Annotated in this window: 20 protein-coding genes; 9 read left to right on the forward strand and 11 right to left on the reverse strand. The window is 70.9% G+C overall.

All coding sequences use genetic code 11. The annotated features are described in order from the left end of the window. Positions 1-63 precede the first annotated feature (63 nt). Positions 64-594: an RICIN domain-containing protein gene (locus tag ACIG36_RS15315; RefSeq protein WP_399926980.1), complete on the reverse strand. Its 531-nt coding sequence runs from the start codon at positions 592-594 to the stop codon at positions 64-66. Between the two features lie 289 nt (positions 595-883). Further along, a complete protein-coding gene (locus tag ACIG36_RS15320; protein ID WP_399926982.1) occupies positions 884-1,297 on the reverse strand; it encodes a hypothetical protein in 414 nt (137 codons plus the stop codon). A gap of 293 nt (positions 1,298-1,590) precedes the next feature. Between ACIG36_RS15320 and helR the strand changes: the two genes are divergently transcribed. The 5 genes from helR to ACIG36_RS15345 all read left to right on the forward strand — a co-directional run bounded on the left by helR (position 1,591) and on the right by ACIG36_RS15345 (position 10,327). Continuing rightward, a complete protein-coding gene (gene helR / locus ACIG36_RS15325; RefSeq protein ID WP_399926984.1) occupies positions 1,591-3,765 on the forward strand; it encodes an RNA polymerase recycling motor ATPase HelR in 2,175 nt (724 codons plus the stop codon). Positions 3,766-3,996: 231 nt separating this feature from the next. Then, a complete protein-coding gene (locus tag ACIG36_RS15330) occupies positions 3,997-5,547 on the forward strand; it encodes an alpha/beta fold hydrolase (protein WP_399926986.1) in 1,551 nt (516 codons plus the stop codon). A 13-nt stretch (positions 5,548-5,560) separates the two neighbouring features. Beyond that, entirely contained in the window at positions 5,561-7,162 is a 1,602-nt protein-coding gene (locus ACIG36_RS15335) for an alpha/beta fold hydrolase (RefSeq protein WP_399926988.1), read from the forward strand. Positions 7,163-7,314: 152 nt separating this feature from the next. Then, entirely contained in the window at positions 7,315-7,698 is a 384-nt protein-coding gene (locus tag ACIG36_RS15340; RefSeq protein ID WP_399926990.1) for a hypothetical protein, read from the forward strand. Positions 7,699-7,768: 70 nt separating this feature from the next. After that, positions 7,769-10,327 carry a DUF6185 family protein gene (locus tag ACIG36_RS15345; protein ID WP_399926992.1) on the forward strand — a complete coding sequence of 853 codons (2,559 nt, stop codon included), beginning with the start codon at positions 7,769-7,771 and terminating at the stop codon, positions 10,325-10,327. An 85-nt stretch (positions 10,328-10,412) separates the two neighbouring features. Here ACIG36_RS15345 and ACIG36_RS15350 read toward each other — a convergent pair whose 3' ends face one another. Then, on the reverse strand, positions 10,413-11,636 hold the full coding sequence (locus ACIG36_RS15350; RefSeq protein WP_399926994.1) for an acyl-CoA dehydrogenase family protein: 1,224 nt from the start codon (positions 11,634-11,636) through the stop codon (positions 10,413-10,415). 20 nt (positions 11,637-11,656) lie between these two features. Further along, positions 11,657-12,136: a flavin reductase family protein gene (locus tag ACIG36_RS15355; RefSeq protein ID WP_399926996.1), complete on the reverse strand. Its 480-nt coding sequence runs from the start codon at positions 12,134-12,136 to the stop codon at positions 11,657-11,659. 117 nt (positions 12,137-12,253) lie between these two features. Here ACIG36_RS15355 and ACIG36_RS15360 point away from each other — a divergent pair, with 117 nt between their 5' ends. Next, positions 12,254-13,021 carry a FadR/GntR family transcriptional regulator gene (locus ACIG36_RS15360; protein ID WP_399926998.1) on the forward strand — a complete coding sequence of 256 codons (768 nt, stop codon included), beginning with the start codon at positions 12,254-12,256 and terminating at the stop codon, positions 13,019-13,021. 57 nt (positions 13,022-13,078) lie between these two features. Here the strand turns inward: ACIG36_RS15360 and ACIG36_RS15365 are convergent, their stop codons facing one another. Beyond that, positions 13,079-13,510, reverse strand: coding sequence for a MarR family winged helix-turn-helix transcriptional regulator (locus tag ACIG36_RS15365; protein WP_399927000.1), 432 nt, complete (start codon positions 13,508-13,510; stop codon positions 13,079-13,081). Positions 13,511-13,716: 206 nt separating this feature from the next. Here ACIG36_RS15365 and ACIG36_RS15370 point away from each other — a divergent pair, with 206 nt between their 5' ends. Then, a complete protein-coding gene (locus tag ACIG36_RS15370; protein ID WP_399927002.1) occupies positions 13,717-14,205 on the forward strand; it encodes a hypothetical protein in 489 nt (162 codons plus the stop codon). 117 nt (positions 14,206-14,322) lie between these two features. On the opposite strand, the gene ACIG36_RS15375 is transcribed toward ACIG36_RS15370, so the two are convergent. The 4 genes from ACIG36_RS15375 to ACIG36_RS15390 all read right to left on the reverse strand — a co-directional run bounded on the left by ACIG36_RS15375 (position 14,323) and on the right by ACIG36_RS15390 (position 18,599). Beyond that, positions 14,323-15,945, reverse strand: a complete 1,623-nt coding sequence (locus ACIG36_RS15375; RefSeq protein ID WP_399927004.1) for an alkaline phosphatase D family protein — start codon at positions 15,943-15,945, stop codon at positions 14,323-14,325. 150 nt (positions 15,946-16,095) lie between these two features. Continuing rightward, positions 16,096-17,328, reverse strand: a complete 1,233-nt coding sequence (locus tag ACIG36_RS15380) for a GNAT family N-acetyltransferase (protein ID WP_399927006.1) — start codon at positions 17,326-17,328, stop codon at positions 16,096-16,098. A gap of 170 nt (positions 17,329-17,498) precedes the next feature. After that, positions 17,499-17,855, reverse strand: a complete 357-nt coding sequence (locus ACIG36_RS15385) for a DUF805 domain-containing protein (RefSeq protein ID WP_399927619.1) — start codon at positions 17,853-17,855, stop codon at positions 17,499-17,501. A 294-nt stretch (positions 17,856-18,149) separates the two neighbouring features. Further along, positions 18,150-18,599 (reverse strand): DUF523 domain-containing protein, encoded by a 450-nt coding sequence (locus tag ACIG36_RS15390; RefSeq protein WP_399927008.1) that lies wholly within the window; start codon positions 18,597-18,599, stop codon positions 18,150-18,152. Positions 18,600-18,660: 61 nt separating this feature from the next. On the opposite strand from ACIG36_RS15390, the gene ACIG36_RS15395 reads away from it, so the two are divergent. Both ACIG36_RS15395 and ACIG36_RS15400 read left to right on the forward strand, forming a co-directional pair. After that, positions 18,661-19,665: a GlxA family transcriptional regulator gene (locus tag ACIG36_RS15395; protein ID WP_399927010.1), complete on the forward strand. Its 1,005-nt coding sequence runs from the start codon at positions 18,661-18,663 to the stop codon at positions 19,663-19,665. After that, positions 19,662-20,486, forward strand: coding sequence for a DJ-1/PfpI family protein (locus ACIG36_RS15400; RefSeq protein ID WP_399927012.1), 825 nt, complete (start codon positions 19,662-19,664; stop codon positions 20,484-20,486). Before ACIG36_RS15395 ends, ACIG36_RS15400 begins: the two co-directional genes overlap by 4 nt. An 11-nt stretch (positions 20,487-20,497) precedes the next feature. Here the strand turns inward: ACIG36_RS15400 and ACIG36_RS15405 are convergent, their stop codons facing one another. Both ACIG36_RS15405 and ACIG36_RS15410 read right to left on the reverse strand, forming a co-directional pair. Continuing rightward, the gene (locus tag ACIG36_RS15405) at positions 20,498-21,736 is read right to left on the reverse strand and encodes a PP2C family protein-serine/threonine phosphatase (RefSeq protein WP_399927014.1); all 1,239 of its coding nucleotides are present in this window, start codon (positions 21,734-21,736) and stop codon (positions 20,498-20,500) included. A 245-nt stretch (positions 21,737-21,981) separates the two neighbouring features. Next, positions 21,982-22,323, reverse strand: a complete 342-nt coding sequence (locus tag ACIG36_RS15410; protein WP_399927016.1) for a hypothetical protein — start codon at positions 22,321-22,323, stop codon at positions 21,982-21,984. Positions 22,324-22,474: the final 151 nt, after the last annotated feature.

The following is a 22,474-nucleotide window of genomic DNA, read 5'->3' on the forward strand; positions in this document are numbered from 1 at the left end:
CAGAGCGAGGGCCCGGCAGCGGCTCCTGAGGGATCGAGGCCTCACATGATCCCACGCGCCGGGTCACGACCAGAGAGACCACCGCTGGTTGACCGCACCGTTGCACGGGTACTGGCGAAGTTGGTCACCTGCGGCGCCACTCCACGACGCCTCCACGCACTTCCCGCTGTGTGCAGCCTTCAGCTGCAATGCCCCTCCCCCAACACCCTCCAGCCACCACCGCTGGTTGCTGTCCCCGTTACAGGACCACTGGATCAAGGGTGCGTCGTCGGCCTGGCTGGCGTCGTACACATCCAGGCACTTGCCGCTGTGCCGCGCCACAATCCGGTACGAGCCGTCGGCCTGACGGAGGAAGTCGAACCGCTGGTTGGGCAGGCTGTCGTCGGCCGGCCACTGAATGACCCGGGCTCCGTCGGCGAAGGACGCGCTCTCCACATCCGCCCACAACATCCGGTACTCACTGCGGATCTTGGTACCACCCGCTGCCGCCTTGTCCGGCGATGACGCCGCTTCCGCGGTCGACGTTCCCGAGGCGAGAACGACCCCGCAGGCCAGGACGGCGGCGAGTCTTTGGCTCACGATGCGTCTGCGCATGGTGACTCCTCCTGATCAGTGCCCCGGGCCGAGGCGCGACCGAACAAGGATGCAGGACCGCCTTGTATGTTCGATAGACGAGCGGGCTGTTCCGGCAGACCACCTCCGCCCACCCACCGCCACCGCGTTGATGACCGATGGTCACGGCTTCCGGTCGGCGGTCTGCCTGTGGCGCACCCGCGCCGCCGCCACCTTCGAACCATACGGTGGCCGCTTCCTCGTCCACGCCACGCAGCAGCCTGCCCCGCCTGGGGCGGGGGCGGGCGGGTGCCCAAGTGGGCGGCGGTTGTTACCGCCCGGAGATCCGGGGCTGAGGTCGTGCGGGACGCGGGCTCGTTACGGAGGCGATCAGGGTGGAGAGAGCGTAGGTCGCCACGAGGCTTGCCGTCATGACCATGCCCACGCCGATCGCGAAGAGGCCGCTGGCGTCGTCCGACCAGTCGTACCAGGCCGCGGTGGTCAGACCCGCCGTGGTGCCGAGCACGGCGCCCGCGACGTGTCGCCGGGATGCCGCCCAGTACACCGGTGCCAGCAGCGTCAGCACCAGCCCGGCCACCTGCCAGGCCTCGTACGGGCCGGTCACCGAGCCGTCGGGGTGTACGTCACGACGCTGGTCCCAGCCCAGCCAGGCGGCCCATGCCGCAACCGGCACGAGAACCAGCAGCAGGGAGGGAATGAGCTTCAGTGGTCTGTGGCTGCGCATGGCGGAAGCGTCCCGCCGCGCCCCGGCCCCGGGACAGAGCGCATGTACTCATTTCCCTTTGAGTAGCCGGACACCTTGAAAACCACTGCTCTTGGGGCGCCGTCGATACGTGGAGGGCTTGTCCGTCCGGAGCGGACAATGACGACAAAGAGAAAGGCAAGGAGCAATACCCACTCCTCGCCACTCTCAACTTATAGCGCACTGGGGGGCTTGCGGCAAGGCCCCGGTCGTGGGTCAAAATCGCGGACCGAGCTCAGAACCTGCCGAAATTGGAGATTCACGCGGTGCATGTGTTGAACCCCCTGACCACGAACCCCGTCACCATCAGCGCGTTCGACCTGCCCGACCATCTCTCCCCCAAGGCCGACCCGGCGCTGACAGCCGGCGACGAACAGCACTTCGCGGCCATCGCGGAGAGCCTCGAGCAGGCGATCGCCGAACTGTCCGACCGGCTCGAAGCCGCGCGCAGGGCACCCGGCGGCATCGGCCGGGAGGCCATGGACCGCGACGCGGAGATCCACCGACTGACCGGCCGTCTGCGCACCTTGCGCCGCTTCGGTCTGGACCTGTGCCTGGGACACATCGTCCCTACGGACAACACGGACAACCCCGAGCCCGTGTACATCGGACGCCTCGGCCTCACCGACAGCACGGGCCGCCGGCTGCTGATCGACTGGCGCTCCCCCGCGGCCGAGCCGTTCTTCGCGGCGACCCACGCCAACCCGATGGGCCTGACGAGCCGCCGCAGGTACCGCTGGACCCGCGGCCGGATCAGCGACTACTGGGACGAGGTGTTCACCGCCGACGGGCTCGAGGGGCATGCCGCGCTCGACGACCAGTCGGCGTTCATCGCCAGCCTGGGCGGCAACCGGTCGGCCCGGATGCGCGACGTGCTCTCCACCATCCAGGCCGACCAGGACGCCATCATCCGGGCGGGATCACGCGGCGCACTCGTCGTCGACGGCGGTCCGGGTACGGGCAAGACCGTCGTCGCTCTGCACCGCGCCGCCCACCTCCTCCACTCCGACCCTCGCCTCGGTCACCGCCGGGGCGGCGTGCTGTTCGTCGGTCCGCACCAGCCCTACCTGGCGTACGTCGCCGACGTCCTGCCCAGTCTCGGCGAGGAGGGCGTGCAGACCTGCACCCTGCGCGACCTCGTCGCCGAAGGAGCCGCGGCAGCGGTCGAGAGCGACCCGGACGTGGCCCGCCTGAAGTCGTCCGCGGAGCTGGTGAAGGCGATCGAGACGGCCGTCAGGTTCTACGAGGAGCCGCCCACCGAGGGGATGACGATCACCACTCCCTGGTCCGACATCCGGCTGGGCGCCGACGATTGGGCGGCGGCGTTCGAAGCGGTGGAACCAGGTACTCCGCACAACGAGGCGCGCGAGCAGCTACGAGAGGAACTGATCACGATCCTGATGGACAAGGACGACAGTGAAGCCCCGCCCGAGCTGCTCCGCAGGTCGCTGCTGCGGGACCGGGAACTGGCCCGGACCCTCAACCGTGCGTGGCCGGTGATCGAAGCGAACGACCTCGTCGGAGATCTGTGGACGGTGCCCGCCTACCTGCGCAAGTGCGCTCCCTGGCTCAGCCCCGATGACGTTCGCGCCCTTCAGCGCGAGGACGCCCAGGCCTGGACGGTGTCCGACCTGCCGCTCCTGGACGCGGCACGGCAGCGGCTCGGCGACCCGGAGGCGTCCGTACGCAAGCGCCGGCACGAGGCCTTTGTCGCCGCCGAACGTGCGCGCAGGGCCGACGCCATCGGCAGTCTGCTGCAGAACGTCCTGATCGACGAAAGCGAAGGCGCGGTGGGGATGCTGCACGGACAGGACCTGCAGGACACCCTGATCGACGAGAGCGCGCTGCCCGGCACCGCACCGGATCTGCTCGCCGGCCCGTTCGCGCACATCATCGTGGACGAGGCCCAGGAACTGACCGACGCCGAGTGGCAGATGCTGCTGCTCCGCTGCCCGTCCCGGAGCTTCACCATCGTCGGTGACCGCGCCCAGGCGCGGCACGGGTTCACGGAGTCGTGGCGGGAACGGCTCGAGCGGGTCGGGCTCGACCGGATCACCGTGGCCTCCCTGACCGTCAACTACCGCACGCCGGAGGAGGTCATGGCGGAAGCCGAGCCGGCCATCCGTGCCGCGCTCCCGGACGCCAATGTGCCGACGTCCATCCGCAGCAGCGGGATCCCCGTCGTCCACGGATCCGTCGCGGATCTGGACTCGGTCCTCGACACCTGGCTGGCCGCACATGCCGACGGAATCGCCTGCGTCATCGGCGACCCCACGTTCCGGGCGACATCGCGCGTCCGGTCGCTGACACCGGGACTGTCGAAGGGGCTGGAGTTCGATCTGGTCGTCATCGTCGATCCGCAGACGTTCGGCGAGGGCATCGAAGGAGCGGTCGACCGCTATGTCGCGATGACCCGCGCGACCCAGCGACTCGTCGTCCTCACGAGCTGACGTACAAAGCCGTTCCGCTGATGGCGTCGTGAGCGACTCCATCAGCGGCACCGCCCGACCGTACTGAGCGGGGCCTACCGTCTACAGAAGCTGTTCACCCGTCTCCCACACTCCGCGTGCACCCGTCCGGCCCACCCCGGTATCGTCCATACCGCCACGATCCGTCCCAAAACGCTGCGGCGTTGTCCGGCTGGGCAGCGCCGCAGGTGTCGGCGGAGGAAGCAGGACCACATGACCAAGCACGGCATACATGCGGTGGCTGCCACGGCCGCCGCCCTGGCCTTGTCGGCGTTCGGCCCCATACCGAGCGGTGCCGCGTCACCGCACAGCCGCACCGCCGGGCCCGGCCCGACGGCCCCGGCGCGGTTCGTGCCCGGTCCCTGCCCGAAGACGCCCGAGCCGATCGCCGCGCTGAGCACCGCACGGTGCGGCTTCCTGGAAGTCCCCGAGAACCGCGCCCGCCCCGGCAGCCGGACGATCCGGCTGGCCGCGGCGGTCATCCCCGCCACGTCGGCGAAGCCCGCCGAGGACCCGGTGGTGTTCATGGCGGGCGGCCCCGGCGGCGAGACGTTCGACGACATTCCCTTCCTCGTCGACTCCGGCCTGAACCGGGATCGCACGCTGATCGTCATGGCCCAGCGCGGCAACCTCTACGACCGGCCGAACCTCGCCTGCCCGGAGCTGGACCGGTTCTCCGCCCAGTCCGTGGGCCTCGGCTACGCCTCGCCGCAGGCGGAACGGCTCATGCTGGACTCGGTGAAGAAGTGCCGGGACCGCCTGGCGGCCGACGGGATCGACCTGAGCGCCTACAACACCACTGAGAACGCCGCCGACTTCGCCGACCTGCGCACGGCACTGGGCATCCCCCAGTGGAACGTCTACGGCTACTCCTACGGCAGCGACGTGGCCCTCACCTACCTGCGCAGGCACCCCCAGGGGATTCGCGCGGTGGCGATCGACTCGGTCACTCCTCCGCAGATCGCGAGCCTGCCGTGGACCTGGAGCAGCGCCCGGGAGGGCATCGAGAACCTCCTCGGGGCATGCGCGGCCGAGCCGAGCTGCAGGAGCCGCTACCCGAACCTCCGTCACACCCTCACCGAACAGGTGCGCAGGCTGGAAGCACAGCCCTTGACGCTGAACGCCCGGCCGCCACGCGGAGGAGATGCGGTGAAGGTGGTCCTCGACGGGGGCGCACTCCTGGACCTGCTGGTCGCCAACGCCGTTCCGGCCCCCGACGTTCCCGCGGCGCTCGAGGAGCTCGCCCACGGACGTCCGGAGCGCTTCGCGCAGGCCCGCGCGGCCGGCTCGGTCCAGGTCGTCGGCCAGACCGCCCACGGCCTGACGGAGTCGGTGGCGTGCAGCGAGTGGGTGCCGGGCTCCACGCCGTCCGACGTGCTGAAGGCGGGGCGCCGGGCCTTCCCCGGGTGGCCCGACACGGTCCTGGCCCAGGCTCCGCAGCTTCCGTTCCAGCACCAGGTGTGCCGCATCTGGAACGTACCGGACCGCACCTCCGTCCAGCGGGTGGCCACCGTCAGCACGGTGCCGACGCTCACCGTCTCCGGGACGTTCGACACGAAGACCGGGGCGAGCTGGGCGCGGGCCGCGACCCGTACGCTGTCCCGCTCGACCTCCGTGCAGGTCCCCGGAATCGGACACTGGGTGGTCCCGCAATCGCCCTGCGCGCAACGGGTGCTGGCCTCGTTCCTCGCCCGTCCGACCGCGCCCGACACCGCTTGCGTGGCCGGTCTCACCCCGAAACCGTTCACGATCATCCCGAAGTGACCGGGAGGGCATGATGAGACTCGACCACGCACCCCGCCGTCGCCGTACCGTGCGCCGGCTCCACGCCACACCGGCCGCCGTGGCGACCGGATTCCTCGTCACCGGCCTGCTCGCGACAACGCCCGCACACACAGAACACGGCACCAGCACCAGAGCAGCGATCGGCACAGTCGCCCGGAAGGTGGGCGATGTCCGCTTCGCGCCGGGCCCCTGTCCGAAGACGCCGGAGCCCATAGCCGTGCTCGCAAAGGCCCGCTGCGGAACGCTCACCGTGCCCGAGAACCGCGCCAAGCCCGACGGCCGACAGATCACCCTCGCTGTCGCCGTCGTGCCGGCGGCCGCCGCCCAACCGAAACCCGACCCGATCGTGTGGCTCGCCGGCGGACCCGGCGACGATGCCGTCGGAGAGGCGAAGATGGCGATCGACGGCGGCCTGAACCGCGACCGGGACGTGATCTTCATGTCCCAGCGGGGCACGTACTCGGCCGACCCGGCGCTCACCTGCCGCACCATCGACGAGTTCAACGCACGCGCGGTCGGCCTCGTCTACGGCGCACCGTCCACCGAGCGCCTGCACGTCGAGGCGACGCGCGCCTGCCGCGACCAGCTGGCGGGCCGCGGCGTCGACCTCGGCGCCTACAACGACACCGAGAGCGCGGCCGACTACGCGGACCTGCGTGTCGCGCTGGGCATCGACCAGTGGAACGTGTTCGGCATCTCCTACGGCACCCACCTGGCGCTCATCCACATGCGCCTGCACCCCCAGGGGATACGGTCGGTCGGCATCGACGGCATCCTGCCGCCGTCCAGGGCGGGATCGGCGCTGACCTGGAGCAGCGCCCGGCAGGGCTTCGACGGCCTGTTCAAGGCCTGCGCGGAGCAGCCCGCGTGCAACAGCCGCTATCCGAACCTGTCCGCCACCTTCGAGCGCCTCGTCCGTGAGCTCGAGGCGCGCCCGGTCACCACCACCGTCACGGTCCCCGGCCATCCGACGCCGGTGAAGGTCGTGCTGGACGGTGGAGCCCTGGTGAACTGGATGACCTCCGCCACCCACGTGGCGCCGGGTGTGCCCCGCTCCCTCGACGAGCTGGCCCACGGCAATCCGCGGCGGATCGCCGAGCAGTGGGCGGGCGGCAAGCTCAGTCCCCAGGCCTTCGGCAGGGTTGCCCACGGGCTCGTCTACGGCGTCTTCTGCAGTGAGTGGGTGCCGTACGAGAGCCGGGCCGAGGCGATCCGGGGCGGGCGGGCCGTGTTCCCGTCGTTCCCGCGCTCGGTGCTGGCCCAGGCTCCGCAGCTCGCCTTCCTTCGTCAGGACTGCCACGTCTGGAACGTCCCCGCGGCGCCGCCCTCGATCCGGGACGTCACGCGGAGCGACATCCCCACCCTCGCCGTGTCGGGCGGCTTCGACTCGCAGACCGGAGCGGACAACGGCCCGTACGTCGCCCGTACGCTGAGCCGCGCCACGGTCGTCACGGTGCCCTACGAGCCCCATGTGGTGTTCGCCACGTCACGGTGCGCCCAGGAGATCACCGCTTCGTTCTTCGACAATCCGACCGCCCCGAAGACCGGATGCCTCAGCGGCCTCAAGCCGCCGCAGTTCGAGATCGGTCCGTGAAGTAGCGCCTCGGGCGGCCCCAAGTTCAGTTGCACGGTCAACCATTGAGGCCCGAGCGACGCGCCGGAACCGGTCGCCATACCGGATTACAGGCCCATATCCGCATATTTTGCTCTTCTGATGTCATCACTCACGTCATTGAGGAGCGGACCATGGCAGACCAGACGATCGACTCCGGCCGGGCACTTCCCCGGTTCGAGGAAGCCGAGGGCCTGGGGCCCCAGGACAGCCAGTTCGTCCGCGACCTCGTGGCCGTGCTGGAGAAGCACGGCAACCTCGACCGGTTCGGGCTGTGTCTGCTGCACGACCACTTCCCCGTCGCCGCCGACGAGGTCCTGGTCGAGACCCACGACGTCGCGGCGCGCACGCTCCGCGTCGAGGTCGAGAAGGCCGCCACCACCGGGCACACCCGGCCTTCCCAATGGCGATTCGTCAAAAACAGCAGTGGCGGCGAAGCCCGGAGCCGTGTGTGTCAGGTAATTCTGCAGTGCACTCCCGTGAGTGGATGTCCGGGAGGCCAGAGCGGAACACTGTGAGACCGCGCCGCGGGCCCGGGGGCACCTGCCCGGATGCGGGCGGGCACGACGGCCGGCACGCGTCCCCGTGATGCGCGGACCGTGGTGGCGGCGCTGCTCCGCCGCGCTGCTCGCAGGCCTGATGTGGTGGGGCGCATGGCCGGCGCGGGCCGACGACGCCGGGGCCCCGCCCCCCGTCGACTGCCACACGCGGCAGCTCACCGCGGCACGCACCGACGTGGAACTGCGGCTCGAGAACCATGCCCGTTCCGTCGCCGAGGCCACGGGGCTGATGACGGTCCGGGTGCCGACCGGGTGGACGTACGCCAACGACCTGCTGCTGAGCGAGAGTTCCGAGCCCTACCGGCGTGCGCTGCGCTGCCTGCTGCGGGCCCCGGACACCATGAAGCGGCCCGAGGAATGGCGCATCCACAGCCCGCGGGTGAAGGCCGAGGGGGCCTGGGTCGAGGTCGGCTACGAGACGCAGTTCCGGTTCAACAACGGCGGGCGGTTCAACGCCGGGCCCTGGGTGATGGACGTCCGCACCAAGCAGTGGAGTTTCTCCCTCGCCGCACCGCCGGCCCTGAAGGGCGCCCACTGGGACCGCGTACGGATCGACCTGGGCGGCCTCGCCGCCTCCCGGGTGACCCCCCGGCCCTCGAAGGCGGACAAGGGACACCTGGAGTGGACCGGACTCGGGCAGTCCAGGACGTCCGGCCCCATGGTGACGGTGGACGTGCTCCCTCCCTGGCAGCGGGCCTGGGCCGCGACCAGCGGCAGCAGCGAGCCATGGCTGGTCGCCAACGCCGCGGGGATGACCACCTGGTGGGTGGGCAGCTCGATCGTCATCGTCGCGGCCGCCCTGCGCGCCCGCCGCCAGCCCGCCGGACCCGGGCTCACCGAGCCGGAGAAGAGCAGCAGCACCTCCCTGTGGTGGTGGGGCGTGCTCAAGGCGGCTCTCGGCGTGATGGTCCTGTTGCTGTACAAGGCGATGCTCACCATCACCGAGGCCCTCGCCGACGACCCGCCCGCCTGGCTTGGATACAGCATGCGCTGGCCCGTGCTGATCGGCGTCGTGGCGGGTTGGCTCCTGGTCGCCTCGGCCCGCCCGAGGAAGTCGGTCATGGTGGCCGCCTCGCTCCTCGCGGCGGCCACCACCCTGGTGGCCGCGGCGCCGTCCCTCTTCGGGCTCCCCCCGCAACTGGCCACGGTCACCGGCCCGTCCGACGGAGGGTTCGCCGTGCTGCTGGCGGTGGCCGCTGCCATGGAGTGGCTGTGGCTGGCCGGCATCGTGCTGTGGGCCTGGATGCTCGCCCACGGAGGCGGGCTGATCCGCCCCACCGCCACGCCGTTCAGGCTGCGCCGCCTCGGCCCCGCGCTCGCCGCCGTCGTCCTTCTCCTCCTGGGCTGGGCGATGTGGGCCATCGAGCGCAAGTGGCAGCGCGTCAGCTGGCTGGCCGACCACACCGTCACCGCGTACCACGTCCAGCACCTCGCCTTCCTGGCCCGCGACACGGCCTCCTTCGCCTCTCAGGTCCCGGCGTGGTACTACACCCACACCTGGGTGCTGACCGGCATCGCGATCGTCGCCCTCCTCCGGGCCAGGGACCTCGCGCCCACCGTGCCGTACGCCAGCCCCATGCCCCTGGACCGTCTCCTGCTGGCCGTGTTCTTCGCCGTCGTGGTGGCCTGGCGCCAGGGTTCCTACGCCGGCAGCCAGGCGCTCGCGGCCCTCTGGCTGGTGCTCGCCATCGCCGCCCTCTACGGCCTGCTGGCCGTCGGACAGCGCCGGTCGGTCCTGAACCAGCACCTCGAAGGGTGCGCCGGCTCCCCGCAGTTGTGCGAGACCATCACCGAGGCCGAGCGCAACGACCTGATCACCCGGGCCCGCCGCCACCGTGAACTGACCACCGCCCTGCGCACCATCGACCAAGGCGGCGGCGAGGGCATGCTCAAGCGGCACGCGATCGAGAAGGAGCTGAGCCGCCTGCACCGCTGGCGCCCGGCCCCCGGCGCCGACGGCACGGCACGGCCCTGGCTGCCGGCCCAGGTCACCGTCATCGACGTCGCCCTCAGCTGGGGCCCGCACGCCAAGTGGTGGGACAACGCACGCCGTGCCGCCGCGCTGGCGGCCGCCCTCGGCGTTCCCGGCAGCATCCTCATGGTCTGGATGGCGTACTCACCGCCGGCCGAGTGGATGCGCCGGGGGCTGTACATGTTCGGGTTGCCCGAGATCGTGTGGATGTTCGTCTACTGGGAACTGGTCTGGGCGGGCGCCGGCCTCGTCCTGGGAGCGCTGTGGCGCATGCTGCCCGGCCGCCGGGGCCCGGCCCGCGCCCTGAGCCTGACCATCGCCTACACCCTGCTGATCGCACTGGGCCTGCTCGGCAACCTCATCACCGATCAGGAGATCGGCAACATCGCCGTCGGCATCTCCCTCATGCTGCTGGTGCTCACCCTGACGAGCCTGGCCATGGACGCCGACACCTTCCGCTCCGAACGGCGCTTCTGGCCCAACCGCATCGGACTCCTGCTGTCCATCTACCAGATCCGCAGCTTCTCCGCGCAGGTCGCCTACATCCTGATGCAGCTGATCGCGGTCCTGACCATCCTCAAGTTCTTCGCCGGCTCCGACGCCCGGTGGAAGTGACCCACCGGGCGTCGAGCGGGACGGGCCGCGACGTGACGGCGGCATGTCCGCCCCCGCCCGGCGAAGTGGCCGGCCACGGATGCGATCAGACGAACGGGGTGATCCGCTCCTCGATCCCGAGCAGCACCTTCCCGTAGACCTCCATGCCGATCGAGGGCGTGGACGCCGCGTGCCGGGCGGCCACGCTCGCGTCGCGCCAGATCCGCTGCAGCGCGCTGGTGTCCGCGAAGGATCCGGCGCCGTGCACATTGAGCAGGGTGTTGATGGCGGACATGAGGTTGTCGATGGCGTGTCCGGTGTCGGCGCGCACCCGCGCCCTGGTCAGCAGGTCGAGGTCGTCGCCCCGGTCCGCGGCCGTGTCGAGGTCGGCGGCGGCGCGGTACACGTGCAGATGGGCGGTGTCGATCCTCATGGCCGCCTCGGCGACCTGCAGCTGCACGCCGACCGACTCCGCCTGGGTCTCGTAGTACGTGTACGAGACCGGCTTGGTCACGGCCTTCTCGGTGACGAGCTTCAGGGCAGCGCGTCCCATGCCGAGCTGGGGGCCCGCGAGGCCCACGGCCAGCCAGGGGGCGAAGGCGGTGCGGAACAGGCCGCTCGGGCCGTGGTCGGCGGGAATGTCGCCCTCGATGGCGCGCGGCACGGACATCACCCGGTGCTCGGGCACGAAGATGTCCTCGGCGATCAGGCAGTTGCTGGCGGTGCCGCGCAGCCCGGCGACGAACCAGGTGTCCTCCAGTGCCAGGTCGGACCGCGGCACCAGGGCCATCGCCTGGTCGACCACCTCGCCGTTCCCGTCGGTGAGGGGCATGCCGATGACGGCCCACGAGGAGTGCGAGGAACCCGAGTTGTAGTACCAGCGGCCGGTCACCCGCCAGCCGCCCTCGACCCTACGGCTGGTGGCGGTCGGGCTGAACACCCCGGTGACCCGGGCCTCGGGGTCGGCGCCGAAGACCTCCTCCTGCGCCTGCTCGGGGAAAAGCGCTGCCAGCCAGTTGCACATGTTGACCACAGCGGTCACCCAGCCTGTCGAGCCGTCGCCCTCGGCTATCGCGGCCGTCACGTCGATCACGGTGCGTACGTCGCTCTCGTGACCGCCGAAGCGCCGCGGCACGGTCATCTTGAACAGCCCGGCCTGCGCCAGGGCGTCGATCACTTCGTCGGTCACCCGCCGGTCCGCGTCGATCCGGGCGGCATGTTCACGCAGCAGCGGCTGCAGCGCCTCCGCCCGTCCGAGGAGCTCCGCGCGGGTCGGGACCGGGGCGGAAGCGGCGGCGGACGGTACGGGACGGGAATGCATGGTGGTCATGTGGGTCTCCTGCCTGAGGTTCAGCGCGCGAACGCGGAGTGGGTACCGAAGGTGCGGTGGCTGTAGACGAGTGGCGCGGCCCTGGACGTGCGGACGTGTTCGACGTCGCCGAGGAGCAGCAGGTGGTCGCCGCCCTCGACCGCCGAGCGCAGCCCGCACACGAGCCAGCCCGGCGCGCCGGTCAGTCGCGGCAGCCCGTGGTCGTAGCGCCAGGGCACCCCGGACGCGGCGAAGCGGTCGGGTATCCGGCGGGCGAAGGTCCTGGCCGGCTCGTCCTGGTCGCGGCCCAGCACGTTCACCCCGAACCGCCCGGTCGCGAGGATGTGCCCGAGCACGCCGGAGGAACGGTCCAGCGCCACCGACACCATCGCGGGGCGCAGCGACACGGAGCTGAAGGCGCTCACCGTGACGCCGTAGGGGATCCCGTCCTCGGCGGCCGTCACGATCGTCACCGGGGCGCAGACCCCGGCCATCGCATCACGGAAGTCCTGCTCGTCCATGAACCCCCCTGAAATCATTATGATGATTACGGTGATCATGCATGCGCTTTACGAAAGACGTCAAGGGGTGCGAGGGTATTCGTCATAATCAATTCAGCCGGGCGCCGAGGAGACACCGTGGGAACCGCAGACCACCGCACGGGCGGGCACGACGCGCGTCACACACGCGAGGACACAGAACCCCCCGCCCTGCGCCGCGACGACTGGGAGCGCCCGTCCTCCCCCTCGCGTGCCGAAGTCGCCGCCGACCACATCGCCGACCGCATCGCCCGCACCCAGCCGGGCACCCGCCTCGGCACCAAGGACGACCTGCGCGCCGAGTGCGGCGTATCCGCCGGCACCTTCAACGAGGCGCTGCGCCTCCTGCAGACCCGCGGCCTGGTCACCGTGCGCCCCGGCCCCGGCGGGGGACTCTTCGCCGCCCAACCGCCCCCCGCCAGGCGTCTGGACGCCTGGGCCCAGGCCCTGGACGAGCAGCACCCCGACGAGGCCCTGCGCATCCGCGACGCCCTCGACCCCCTGCTCGTCGAGGACGCCCTGTGGCACGCGTCCCCCGCCGACATCGCCGAGTTGCGGCGTCACCTGGCCGCCCTGGCCGAGGCAGCCGACGCCCCCGACCCGGTCGCCTTCGCGCACGCCGACCGGCTGCTGCGCACCCGCCTCGCCGCCCTCAGCCCCAGCAGCCTGCTGCGTTCGCTGTACGGCGGCCTGCTGACGGTCGTCGAACTCGCCGAGCCCGTCGCCACCCCCGAAACCCTCCGCGCCCGGCACGATCGCCACGCCGCCCTCATCGACGCCCTCGACACCCGCGACCGCGACCGCGCCCTGCGGCTGGCCGGCTCCCCCGTCGGCACGTCGGATACGGGAGGGGCTGCAGCCGGCTGAGTGCGAGGGCCGGATGTCGCAGCTGCTCGTCAGCCGGGGACGACAGCCCCTGTTACGTCATGCGGGACGGGACCCTCCCGCGCCAGGCCCGCGCAGTCGGTCGAGGTTGCCGAGGAGCCGGCCGAGGGCCTTGCCGAGGGCGGCGCGGTCTTCGGCCGGGAAGCCGGCCAGCAGGGCCTCCTCCACATCGGTCAGCGTGGACCGCATGTCCTCCAGCATCCGCGTGCCCTCCTCGGTGACGTGGAGTTCGGCGGTCCGGCCGCGTCCGGCAGGCGTTGACCGGGCGACGGCACCGGCCCGCTCCAGCCGAAGTACCGTGGCCTGCATGCTCTGGGCCGTCACCCCGGCGCGGCGGCCCAACTCGCTGTAGGACAACCCCGGTTCGTGCGCCAGATGACCCAGGGCGCCCATGAGCCGCAGCGAGTGACCCTGGGCCTCGAGGCGCCGGTTGACCTCTTCCTGGACGAACCGTCCCGCACCGATGAACAACAGCGCGAGGGGCGGCGAAGCGGGCGCGGCAGACCGTCCGGACCGTTCGGGAGATGTGTCTGCGGGGTTGTCTGCCGCCAAGGCCGTGCCACCTGCTCCTGTTCTCGTCACGTCTGAGGCCGACGGGGGCCTGTCGTCCCGCCCGCACAGGGGGATGCTAACGTCCGAGGAGTTTAAGTCGGACTGAAACTCGAGGAATCCGGTCCATGACCAAGCTCCTGCTCAGCCTCCATGTCCTGGCCGCCGTGCTGCTGATAGGCCCGGCCACCGTCGCCGCCGGCCTCTTCCCGCGCTACGCCCGGCAGTTCCTGGCCCCCGCCGCGGGCGCGGCCGGCCCCCGTCCGGGCCTGTCCGCCGTCCGGCTGCTCCACCGCGTCACCCGCGTCTACGCCGTCCTCGGCGTCAGCGTCCCGGTCTTCGGCATGGCCACCGCCCGTCAGATGGGCGTGCTCGGGGACACCTGGCTGGTGGTGTCGATGGCCCTGACCGCGGTGGCCGCCGTCCTGCTCGGCGTCGCCGTCTACACCCAGGACGCCGTCATGACCGTGCTGGAGCAGCCCTGGAGCGACGAAGCCGCACGTTCGGCCGCCGCGCGACTTCCCCGGCTGTCGATGGTCACCGGGCTGTTCGCCCTCTCCTGGGCCGTGGTCACCGTCCTGATGATCATCCGCCCCGGATCCACCACCGGCGCCTGACGGCGAGCGGAGTGCACGGTTACGGCCCGGGACAGGCCGCGACCGTGCACCCTCACAGCGGCGGGTGCGGGACCGGATCCGGCGGACCGTGCCGCGCGGCCGGTCGCGGAGCGCGCTTCAGGGCCGTTCGAAACCGGGGCGGCCGGCCCTGCAGATCAGGCCGGCGGCGGTGGAGACGGGGGCGCCGGGGCGTGTGACATAGGGCAGGATGCGGTAATCGGCCCGTGCCTGGGACGGGGTGAGCGTGACCACGACGTAGCCCCGGCGTTTGGCGTAGTACGCCATGTGCGGATTGACGGAAAGAAGGCTCTCCCAGTCCTCGGGCTTCTCGAGCCCGTCGGACCCGCTGGAGATGGACGTGCCGAGGATCTCGATCCCGCGCGTGGAGGAGCCGGGGTTGTCGAAGTCCTCCTTGATGTCCATGGCCAGGTGGATGTGGGAGTCGCCCGAGAGGACGACGAGATTGGTGATCCCCGCGGTGCCGGCGGCGTCGAGAAGCCGCTTGCGGGCTGCCGGGTAGCCGTCCCAGGCATCCATCGACAAGGGGGAATTCTCCCGGCGCAGTCTGCGCCGGGAGAAGGCGACCTGCTGGGGAAGGACGTTCCAGGTGGCTGTGGACCGGCGGAATCCGCTGTAGAGCCACTGTTCCTGTGCGGAGCCCAGGAGTGTGCGGGCGGGGTCCTCGGACGCGGGTCCGGGCTGCTTCCAGCCGTCTCCGTAGGCCTGGTCGGAGCGGTACTGACGGGTGTCCAGGATGTCGAACTGCGCCAGCCTCCCGTAACGCAGGCGCCGGTACAGTCGCATGTCCGGCCCGATGGGCAGCTGCGGCAGGCGCAGCGGCATGTTCTCCCAGTACGCGCGGTAGGCCGCGGCCCGGCGCAGCAGGAACTGGCCGGTCGGGTCGTTGTCCTGGGAGACCGCCGCCGCGTAGTTGTTCTCCACCTCGTGGTCGTCCCAGGTCACGCACCAGGGGTGGGCGGCATGGGCGGCCTGCAGATCGGGGTCGGACTTGCCCAGGGCGTACCGCAGCCGGTAGTCCGACAGTGTGACGGTCTCGTGCGCGAAGACGTCGGGGAGCCGGCTGCCCTCGGGGAGCTTCCGGTCGCCGGCCGCGGCGTCGATGGCGTTCTCGTAGATGTAATCACCCAGGAAGAACACGACGTCGAGGTCTTCGTGGGCCAGGTGCCGCAGAGCCGTGTAGTAGCCCTCGTCGAACTGCTGGCACGACGCCACGCCCAGACGCACCCGTTCGGGAGAGCTCGCGGCGGCGGGGGCGGTACGGGTGCGGCCGACGGGGCTCGTCCAGGAACCGGCCTGGAAGCGGTACCAGTAGGTCCGGCCCGGCTGGAGCCCCCGGACGTCGACATGGACGCTGTACCCGGCGTCGGCTCCGGCGATCGTCTGCCCCCGGCGGGCGACGCGCGCGAAGCGTTCGTCCTCGGCGATCTCCCAGCGGACGGGGAACATGCCCGCGGCAGGCAGCCCGCTCCCCGGCTCCCAAGGGCGCGGCGCCAGTCGTGTCCACAGGACCACCGCATCCGGCAGGGGATCGCCCGAAGCGACGCCGAGGGTGAAGGGGTCGGCACCGAGGTCGCGATCCCGGAGTTCCTCGGCGCTCGCCCTGCCGGGTGTGGCGGCGAACGCCAGCACCGCCGCGGCGGCCGTCAGCGTGAAGTGTCTGCGTCTGACGTGGCCGATCGCTGCTGGTCCGATCCGATCGAAGTCCTGATGTCCCGCCATATCTGGGTTCTCCCTTCAGACCCGCCGGTCGCTTCGGCAAAAGGGATACCCAGAGAAAGCGTCATCCTCCAGCGTCAAGGCGGCATACAGACGCATCCGTAGGAGTCCGCCGACTCCTCGTGCACCTGCCTGCTGTCTGCGAGCGCCCGCTCAGAACCAGTGCAGGCAGTGCGGGGGACGGTCGGCGCGGAAGAGGGCGTCAGCGAGGGTGGCCGCGCCCGGGTGGTGGGCCCGGATGTGCCCGGCTCGCACGAGCGTGCTCGGGGCGGTGCCGCCGAGGTACACCGAGCCCAGGTCACCCACGTCCAGGGACAGGTCGGGCTCCCGGTCCGTCGGGACGCACTCGGCCTTGCCGTCCCGGACGGTCAGCAGGTAGCGGCCGTGTTCGCCGAGGAACGGGTCGTCGACGTCGAGGACGAGCTCGCCGTCCGTGAACCAGCCGCGCGCGGTCAGCGCACGCGGGACGTCCAGCAGCCGCACCCAGAGCCCGTCGGTGTCGTCGCTCACCTGGCCGGCGCGGAAGTCCGCGAGCTGCAGGCGCAGCGGGTGCTCGGGCGGGAAGTGCTTGAACACGACCTGGGTGACCAGGTCGTGTCCGAGCACGAACCGGGCCAGGGCCGTGAAGACGGCGTCGTCGGCGGTGATGGTCTCGTCGACCGTCAGGGTGCCGGACCCGACCGAGTAGCTGGCGTAGCCGTCCGGGACGCCGTCGGCGTCCCGGTGGACGGCGACGTAGCGCGGTGCGGGAGCGACCGGGGGCCGGCCCGCGCCCAAGGCCCACCAGCGGTGCGGCCGGGACAGTGCGCCGGGCTGTGCGCGGCGGTACCGGTCGTAGACCTCTTCCAGGATCTCGCCGCACTCGGCACGCCGCAGCAGCTCGACCGAGCCCGTGTCCGATCCGGTCGCCGGTGCGTCGGCCACTCCGCGTGCTCGGGGGAGGGCGAAGGCGGCCTGGTGGCGCGGCACCGTCAGCCGCTGCAGGTAGGTCGCCGGTCCGTAGCCGAACTGGCCGTAGATCGGGGCCTCGGCGGCCAGCAGTACGGAGAGGAATTCCCCTCGAGACCGCAGCTCGGCAAGCTGATGCCGCATCATCGCGCTGAGCACGCCCTGGCGCCGGTGCGAGGGCAGGACGCCGACGGCGGTCACCCCGGCGGCCGGGACGAGGACTTCACCGGGCAGGGTGAGCTCGAAGGAGTACGCGCCGGCGGTGCCGACGGGCCGCCCGTCCGCCGTGAGGGCGAGCAGGCCACGGTCCATTTCGAGGGCCGCCCACCAGACCCCGCCGCCGCCCTCGGCCGGGGTTTCCCGGAAGAGCCCGAAGGCGGCATGCAGTGTGTCGACGAAGACGTCGAGATCCTTGTCGGTCGTCGGACGGATCTCCATTGCTGCCGCTGCCTCCCCGGGATGCCGGCACCACGTTCGTGGTGTCCCGCCACAGTGCAGCGTCGACCCGTTGCCCCGGTCAAACGAATTACGGATCAGCCAGCGGCCCGGCCCGATCACAGCAAAGCCCGGCGCCGTCCGGGCGCCGGGGTCGCTGCGGATGCGGGGCCCTAGTGGGCCGGAACCTCCTGTGGATTCGGGCCGTAGGCGTTCTCCTGCGGCTTGCCGGCCGTGGCCCAGAACACGATCAGGACGATGAGACCCACGATCGGGATCAGGCCGATCAGCAGCCACCAGCCCGACCGGTCGGTGTCGTGCAGACGCCGGACGCTGACGGCGAGGCTGGGAACGAGCACGGCGACGTCGTAGACGGTTTCGATGATGATGCCCGTGCCGAGCAGAGCGTCGATGACGGCCAGCACGATGCTGATGACAAAGCTGATCAGGGTGAACATCCAGAACTCGGGGCGGCCCGCCCGTCCGCTGAATGTCGCGTATTTCTTGAGCACATCCACATACCAGTGCACCTGCGCCCCCAAGAGCCGCGACGGGCCCGTCCACATGGACCGGGCCTCATCCCGAACGTAAGTGGCTCAAAGGGGTCGGTCAACGGTCGCGAGGATGCGGGCAACAGCGCCCGATGAGCGCTTCCGGGCGCCTGCGTGCGCGCATGGGCGCACGCGATGCGCACAGCTGACCGCGGGGGTGGGCGTCAGCGGCTCTGCCGCCCCGGGCACGCCGCCCAAGTGGCGCGCGTGCCGGGGTTCCGTGCGGGCTCGCCGAGTGCGGACGCCCTGGTCACCGCCGGGAGGCGGCGGCCGTCACACGCCGGGGGCGGGGCGCACGGCGATCCCGTTCCGCTCGAGCAGGGCCGCCGTCACTCCGTCCCCCGGTATCAGCTCCCCGGCGAACGAGCCGTCGTGGACCACACCGCGGCCGCACGAAGGACTGCGCGGCATCAACAGCGCCTGGGTGCAGCCCGCGTGCCGAGCCGCCGCGAGTGCGCGGCGGGCTCCGTCCACGAACTGGGCCGTCACGTCACGTCCGGTGTCCTCGACGACCCGCGCGGTCCCGTCGAGCACGTCGTGCCCGTCGCCGCCCACGAGTTCCGCGGGCCTGCGCGGTGTCGCGAGCCCGCCCGCGACCTCCGGGCAGAAGGAAACGACTTCGCGACCGGCCACCGCCTCCTCGATCTCCGGCGACACCTTGTGACGCCCGTCGAACCGGCATGGCACCCCACGCAGACACGCGCTGACCAGGATTGCTTCCATGCCGCCAGGCTAGCCGGGCGGTAGGCCGGCCTCTGCGCGGGCGTGTGATGGGATCGGTGCCATGGACGATCAGCGGCGCATCCTCATCGTCGCCTACGACGATGCGCAGATTCTCGACATTGCCTGCCCCAGCGGCGCGTTGGACATCGCCAACCGGTACGGGGCGACCCCGCCGTACGCCATAGAGCTGGGAACGCTCGGCCGTCGCGCGGCCCGCAGTTCGGCGGGGATCGTGCTGGGTGCCGGACGTGGGCTGGAGGCGGTCACGGGGCGGTTGGACACACTCATCGTCGTCGGCGGTGTGGGATACGAGACGGCGTCGGCGGACGAGCGGTTGCTGGCGCAGGTCCGCCGACTGGCCGAGCGCAGCCGACGCGTCGCCTCCGTGTGCACCGGGACCTACGTGCTGGCCGCGGCGGGGTTGCTGGACCATCGACGGGTCACGACGCACTGGGGGTACGGCGAGCAACTCGCCGCCCGGCACCCCGATGTGGCCGTGGACGTCGGTCCTCTGTACATCCGTGACGGGAACGTCTACACCGCGGCCGGGGTGACGAGCGCGCTCGATCTCACGCTCTCGCTGATCGAGGACGACCACGGGCCGACGCTGGCCCGCGCGGTGGCCCGGGAGCTGGTCTCGTACCTTCACCGTCCCGCCGACCAGGCCCAGATCAGCATGTTCCTGGCCGCACCGCCGCCCGGCGACCGGCTGGTACGGGACCTCACCGGCTACATCGCCGCCCACCTGGCCGAGGACCTGACCCCGGGCACACTCGCGGCCCGCGCAGGTGTGAGCACGCGGCATCTGACACGGCTCTTCACCGAGCACCTCGGTACGACACCGGCTCGAGCGGTACGGGCGGCCCGAACGGAGGCGGCCGCGCATCTGGTGCGGTCGAGCCGCCTGTCACTGGACGCGATAGCCCGCCGCTGCGGATTCACGTCACCGCAGACACTGCGCCAGGCCTTCCTGGACCACTACGGAGTGGGCGGGGACATGATTCGCAAGATGCCGGACATGCCGCGAGCACGCGTCCCGGCAGGAGACAAGACTTGCCTGCCATGAGCCATATGACGACGCGAAGGCACCTGCTGCGCGGGGCCGCGGCCACCGCCGCGCTCACCATGACCAGCGCGGCCGGCACAGGAACGGCACAGGCGGCGAAGCCTGCGCAGGCAGCGCCGCCCACGCCGGCGGCGGCCGGCACGATGCTGGATATCGGCATCCTGCTGTACGACGGCTACAGCCTGCTGGATCCCACCGGCCCCGCGGAAGTGCTGTCCCGGCTGCCGGGCGCCACCGTCACGATGGTCGCCCAGAAGCGAGGCCCCGTCCGCACCGACACCCGTGACGTGGCCGTCATGGCCGAACGGTCCATCGCCGACGTCGACCACCTCGACGTACTCCTCGTCCCCGGCGCGGGCAACCGCGGCACAGTCGCGGCGATGGAGAACCAGGAACTGCTGCGCTGGATCCGCAGGATCGACCGGCACAGCCAGTGGACCACCTCTGTGTGCACCGGCTCACTCGTTCTCGCCGCGGTGGGACTGCTCAAGGGCCGACGGGCAACGACGTACTGGGCCTCCGCCGAGTATCTCCGAACCCACTACGACGTCACCTACCTGCCCGAACGCTACGTCCGCTCGGGAAAGATCATCACTGCGGCGGGCGTGTCGGCGGGGCTGGACATGGCGCTGTACCTGGCGTCCCTGATCGCCGGAGACGACACGGCCAAGGCCGTACAGCTGGCCATCGAATACGACCCCCGTCCTCCCTTCGACGCCGGCGACGCCGCAAAGGCCGACCCCGAACTCAAGCAACGCGCCTTGCGGCTCCTGGCCGAATCCCAGGAACAGGAAGTAGCGCCGAAGAGCCGGAGAGGCTGAGAAGGAACCCGTCAGGAGGCTTCGGTGGGGCTGCCTCCGTAGTGCCATTCGATGAGTTCCGGGTGCCATTCGAGGAGCAGGATGGTGGCGTCGTCGCTGAGGGCGTTGCCCTGATACTCGAGGATCGCGTGGATGAGCAGTCGCAGGACCTCTGAGGGCTGCTGGCCCGCGGCGGAGGAGCGGATGATGAAGTCGGTGAACCGGTCCAGGCCGAACGCCTCCCCGTCCTTGCCGCGGGCCTCGGTGACGCCGTCGGTGTACAGCAGCACCCGGTCACCGGGTTCCAGCGTCGCGCTGTGCACCTCGCGGTGGGTGGGTCCGAGCTGGAACGGCAGCCCCATGGGCGACTGAGGGGGGCTTTCCAGGGCATGCTCCAGCACGGCTTCGTTGCGGATCAGCAGGGGAGGCGGGTGGCCGCAGTTGCACCACCGCAGCACGCCGGTGTCCACATCCAGCTGGCACACCACGCCCGTGCAGAACTGTTCGGGGAGCCACTGGGCGAGCGTCCGGTCCACCACCTCGATCATGTTCGGCAGGTCGGCGCCGGAGCGGCGGCCGTTGCGGCAGCCGGCCATCACCACCGAGGTGGTCAGTCCCGAGGCAAGGTCGTGGCCCATCGCGTCGAAGATGCTGGCGTGCAGGATGTTCTTGCTCACCGAGTGGTCGAAGGCGTCTCCACCGAGTTCGTAGGCGGGTTCCAGCACGGCGGTGGAGATCACGCCGGTGCGGCCGACGCTGCGTGGTGGCAGGAAGGCGCGCAGCATCTCGGTGGGCAGATCCATGCCCTGCGTGCGGATGCGGGCGACGAACCAGTCGCTGTAGGTGCGCTTGGAGGTGACCACCAGGGACAGGACCCGCGCCAGCATGCGGCAACGGCGCAGCCGCACCCCGTCCAGCGCCGTTGCCCGTATCCCCAGCACGCCGAGCCGTTCCGCGCCGTCCACCATCGGCAGCCACACCACCACTCCCTCCCGGGACTCGTGGACCCGCAGCGAGAGGGTGCGGTAGGCCCAGCCTCCCTCACTGGAGTCCACCGGCAGTCGTTCGGTCTGGTCGTCGAGCGGGATGAGCAGATGCTGCTGGAGGTCGACGAGATAGATCGTGGCGCTGTCCAGGCCGAGTGCTCGGGCGCACCGGTTCACCAGTCCGGGCAGCCGGTAGGGGACGATCGCATTGGCCTCGGCGAGCAGCTGTTCCATCATCTGCTCGTCCGCCCCGGTGGTGACCGCCCGGTCGTCCCTGTCGACCATGACACCACCTCCGCCATCTCAGTCTCGCATCCGTCCGTCCGAGTCTCATTCCGGGCGGGAGGACGACCGGCGAAACGACCAGCGAGGTGATCGGCGTACCCGCCGCACCCTTCCGTGTCGTAGGGGGACTGTGACGGGGCGCGGACAGCCCTGGCAGCGGGGCCGGGCCACCCCGGAACGACCCGTGGGAACGCATGTACGGCGTCGGATGACGCCACCGTCCCGGAGTGGCCCGCCTGCGTGCCCTACTTCTCTTCGGCGACGCAAGTGGTGTGGTTGAGGATTCCGACGGTGTCCGTTCCACAGTTGTTGCTGTATCCGGAGGCGTTGCGGGAGTCGATGTTGGACAGCAGCCCGCCGGTCGGGCCGGTCACCTGACGGCCCTGGTCGTGGCGGTGGTGGGAGTCACGCCGGGTCACACAGGTACGGTCGTTGAGGAGACCCACCCTGCTGGCGCCGCACAGGTTGGAGTGCGCCGAGGAGTTCCTGCTCCCGACGTTGGACAGCAGGCCGCCCGCCCCCAGATCGATCGTGTCGGCACTCGCGGCCCCGATCCCCGCGGGGGAGGCCAGAACCGCCACCGCCATGCTGGACAGAACTGCGAATCGCTTCAGTGAACCCACTGGTCCGCCTTTTCTCTTCGATGGGAAACAGCACAGGGAGAACGGCGGTCCGCTCCACGCAATATCACCGCCGCCTCTCACCCGGTTGGCTTAACGGAACGAGGCGATCAAAGTT

This window comes from Streptomyces sp. NPDC053048 (genome assembly GCF_044547045.1).
Taxonomy (GTDB): domain Bacteria; phylum Actinomycetota; class Actinomycetes; order Streptomycetales; family Streptomycetaceae; genus Streptomyces.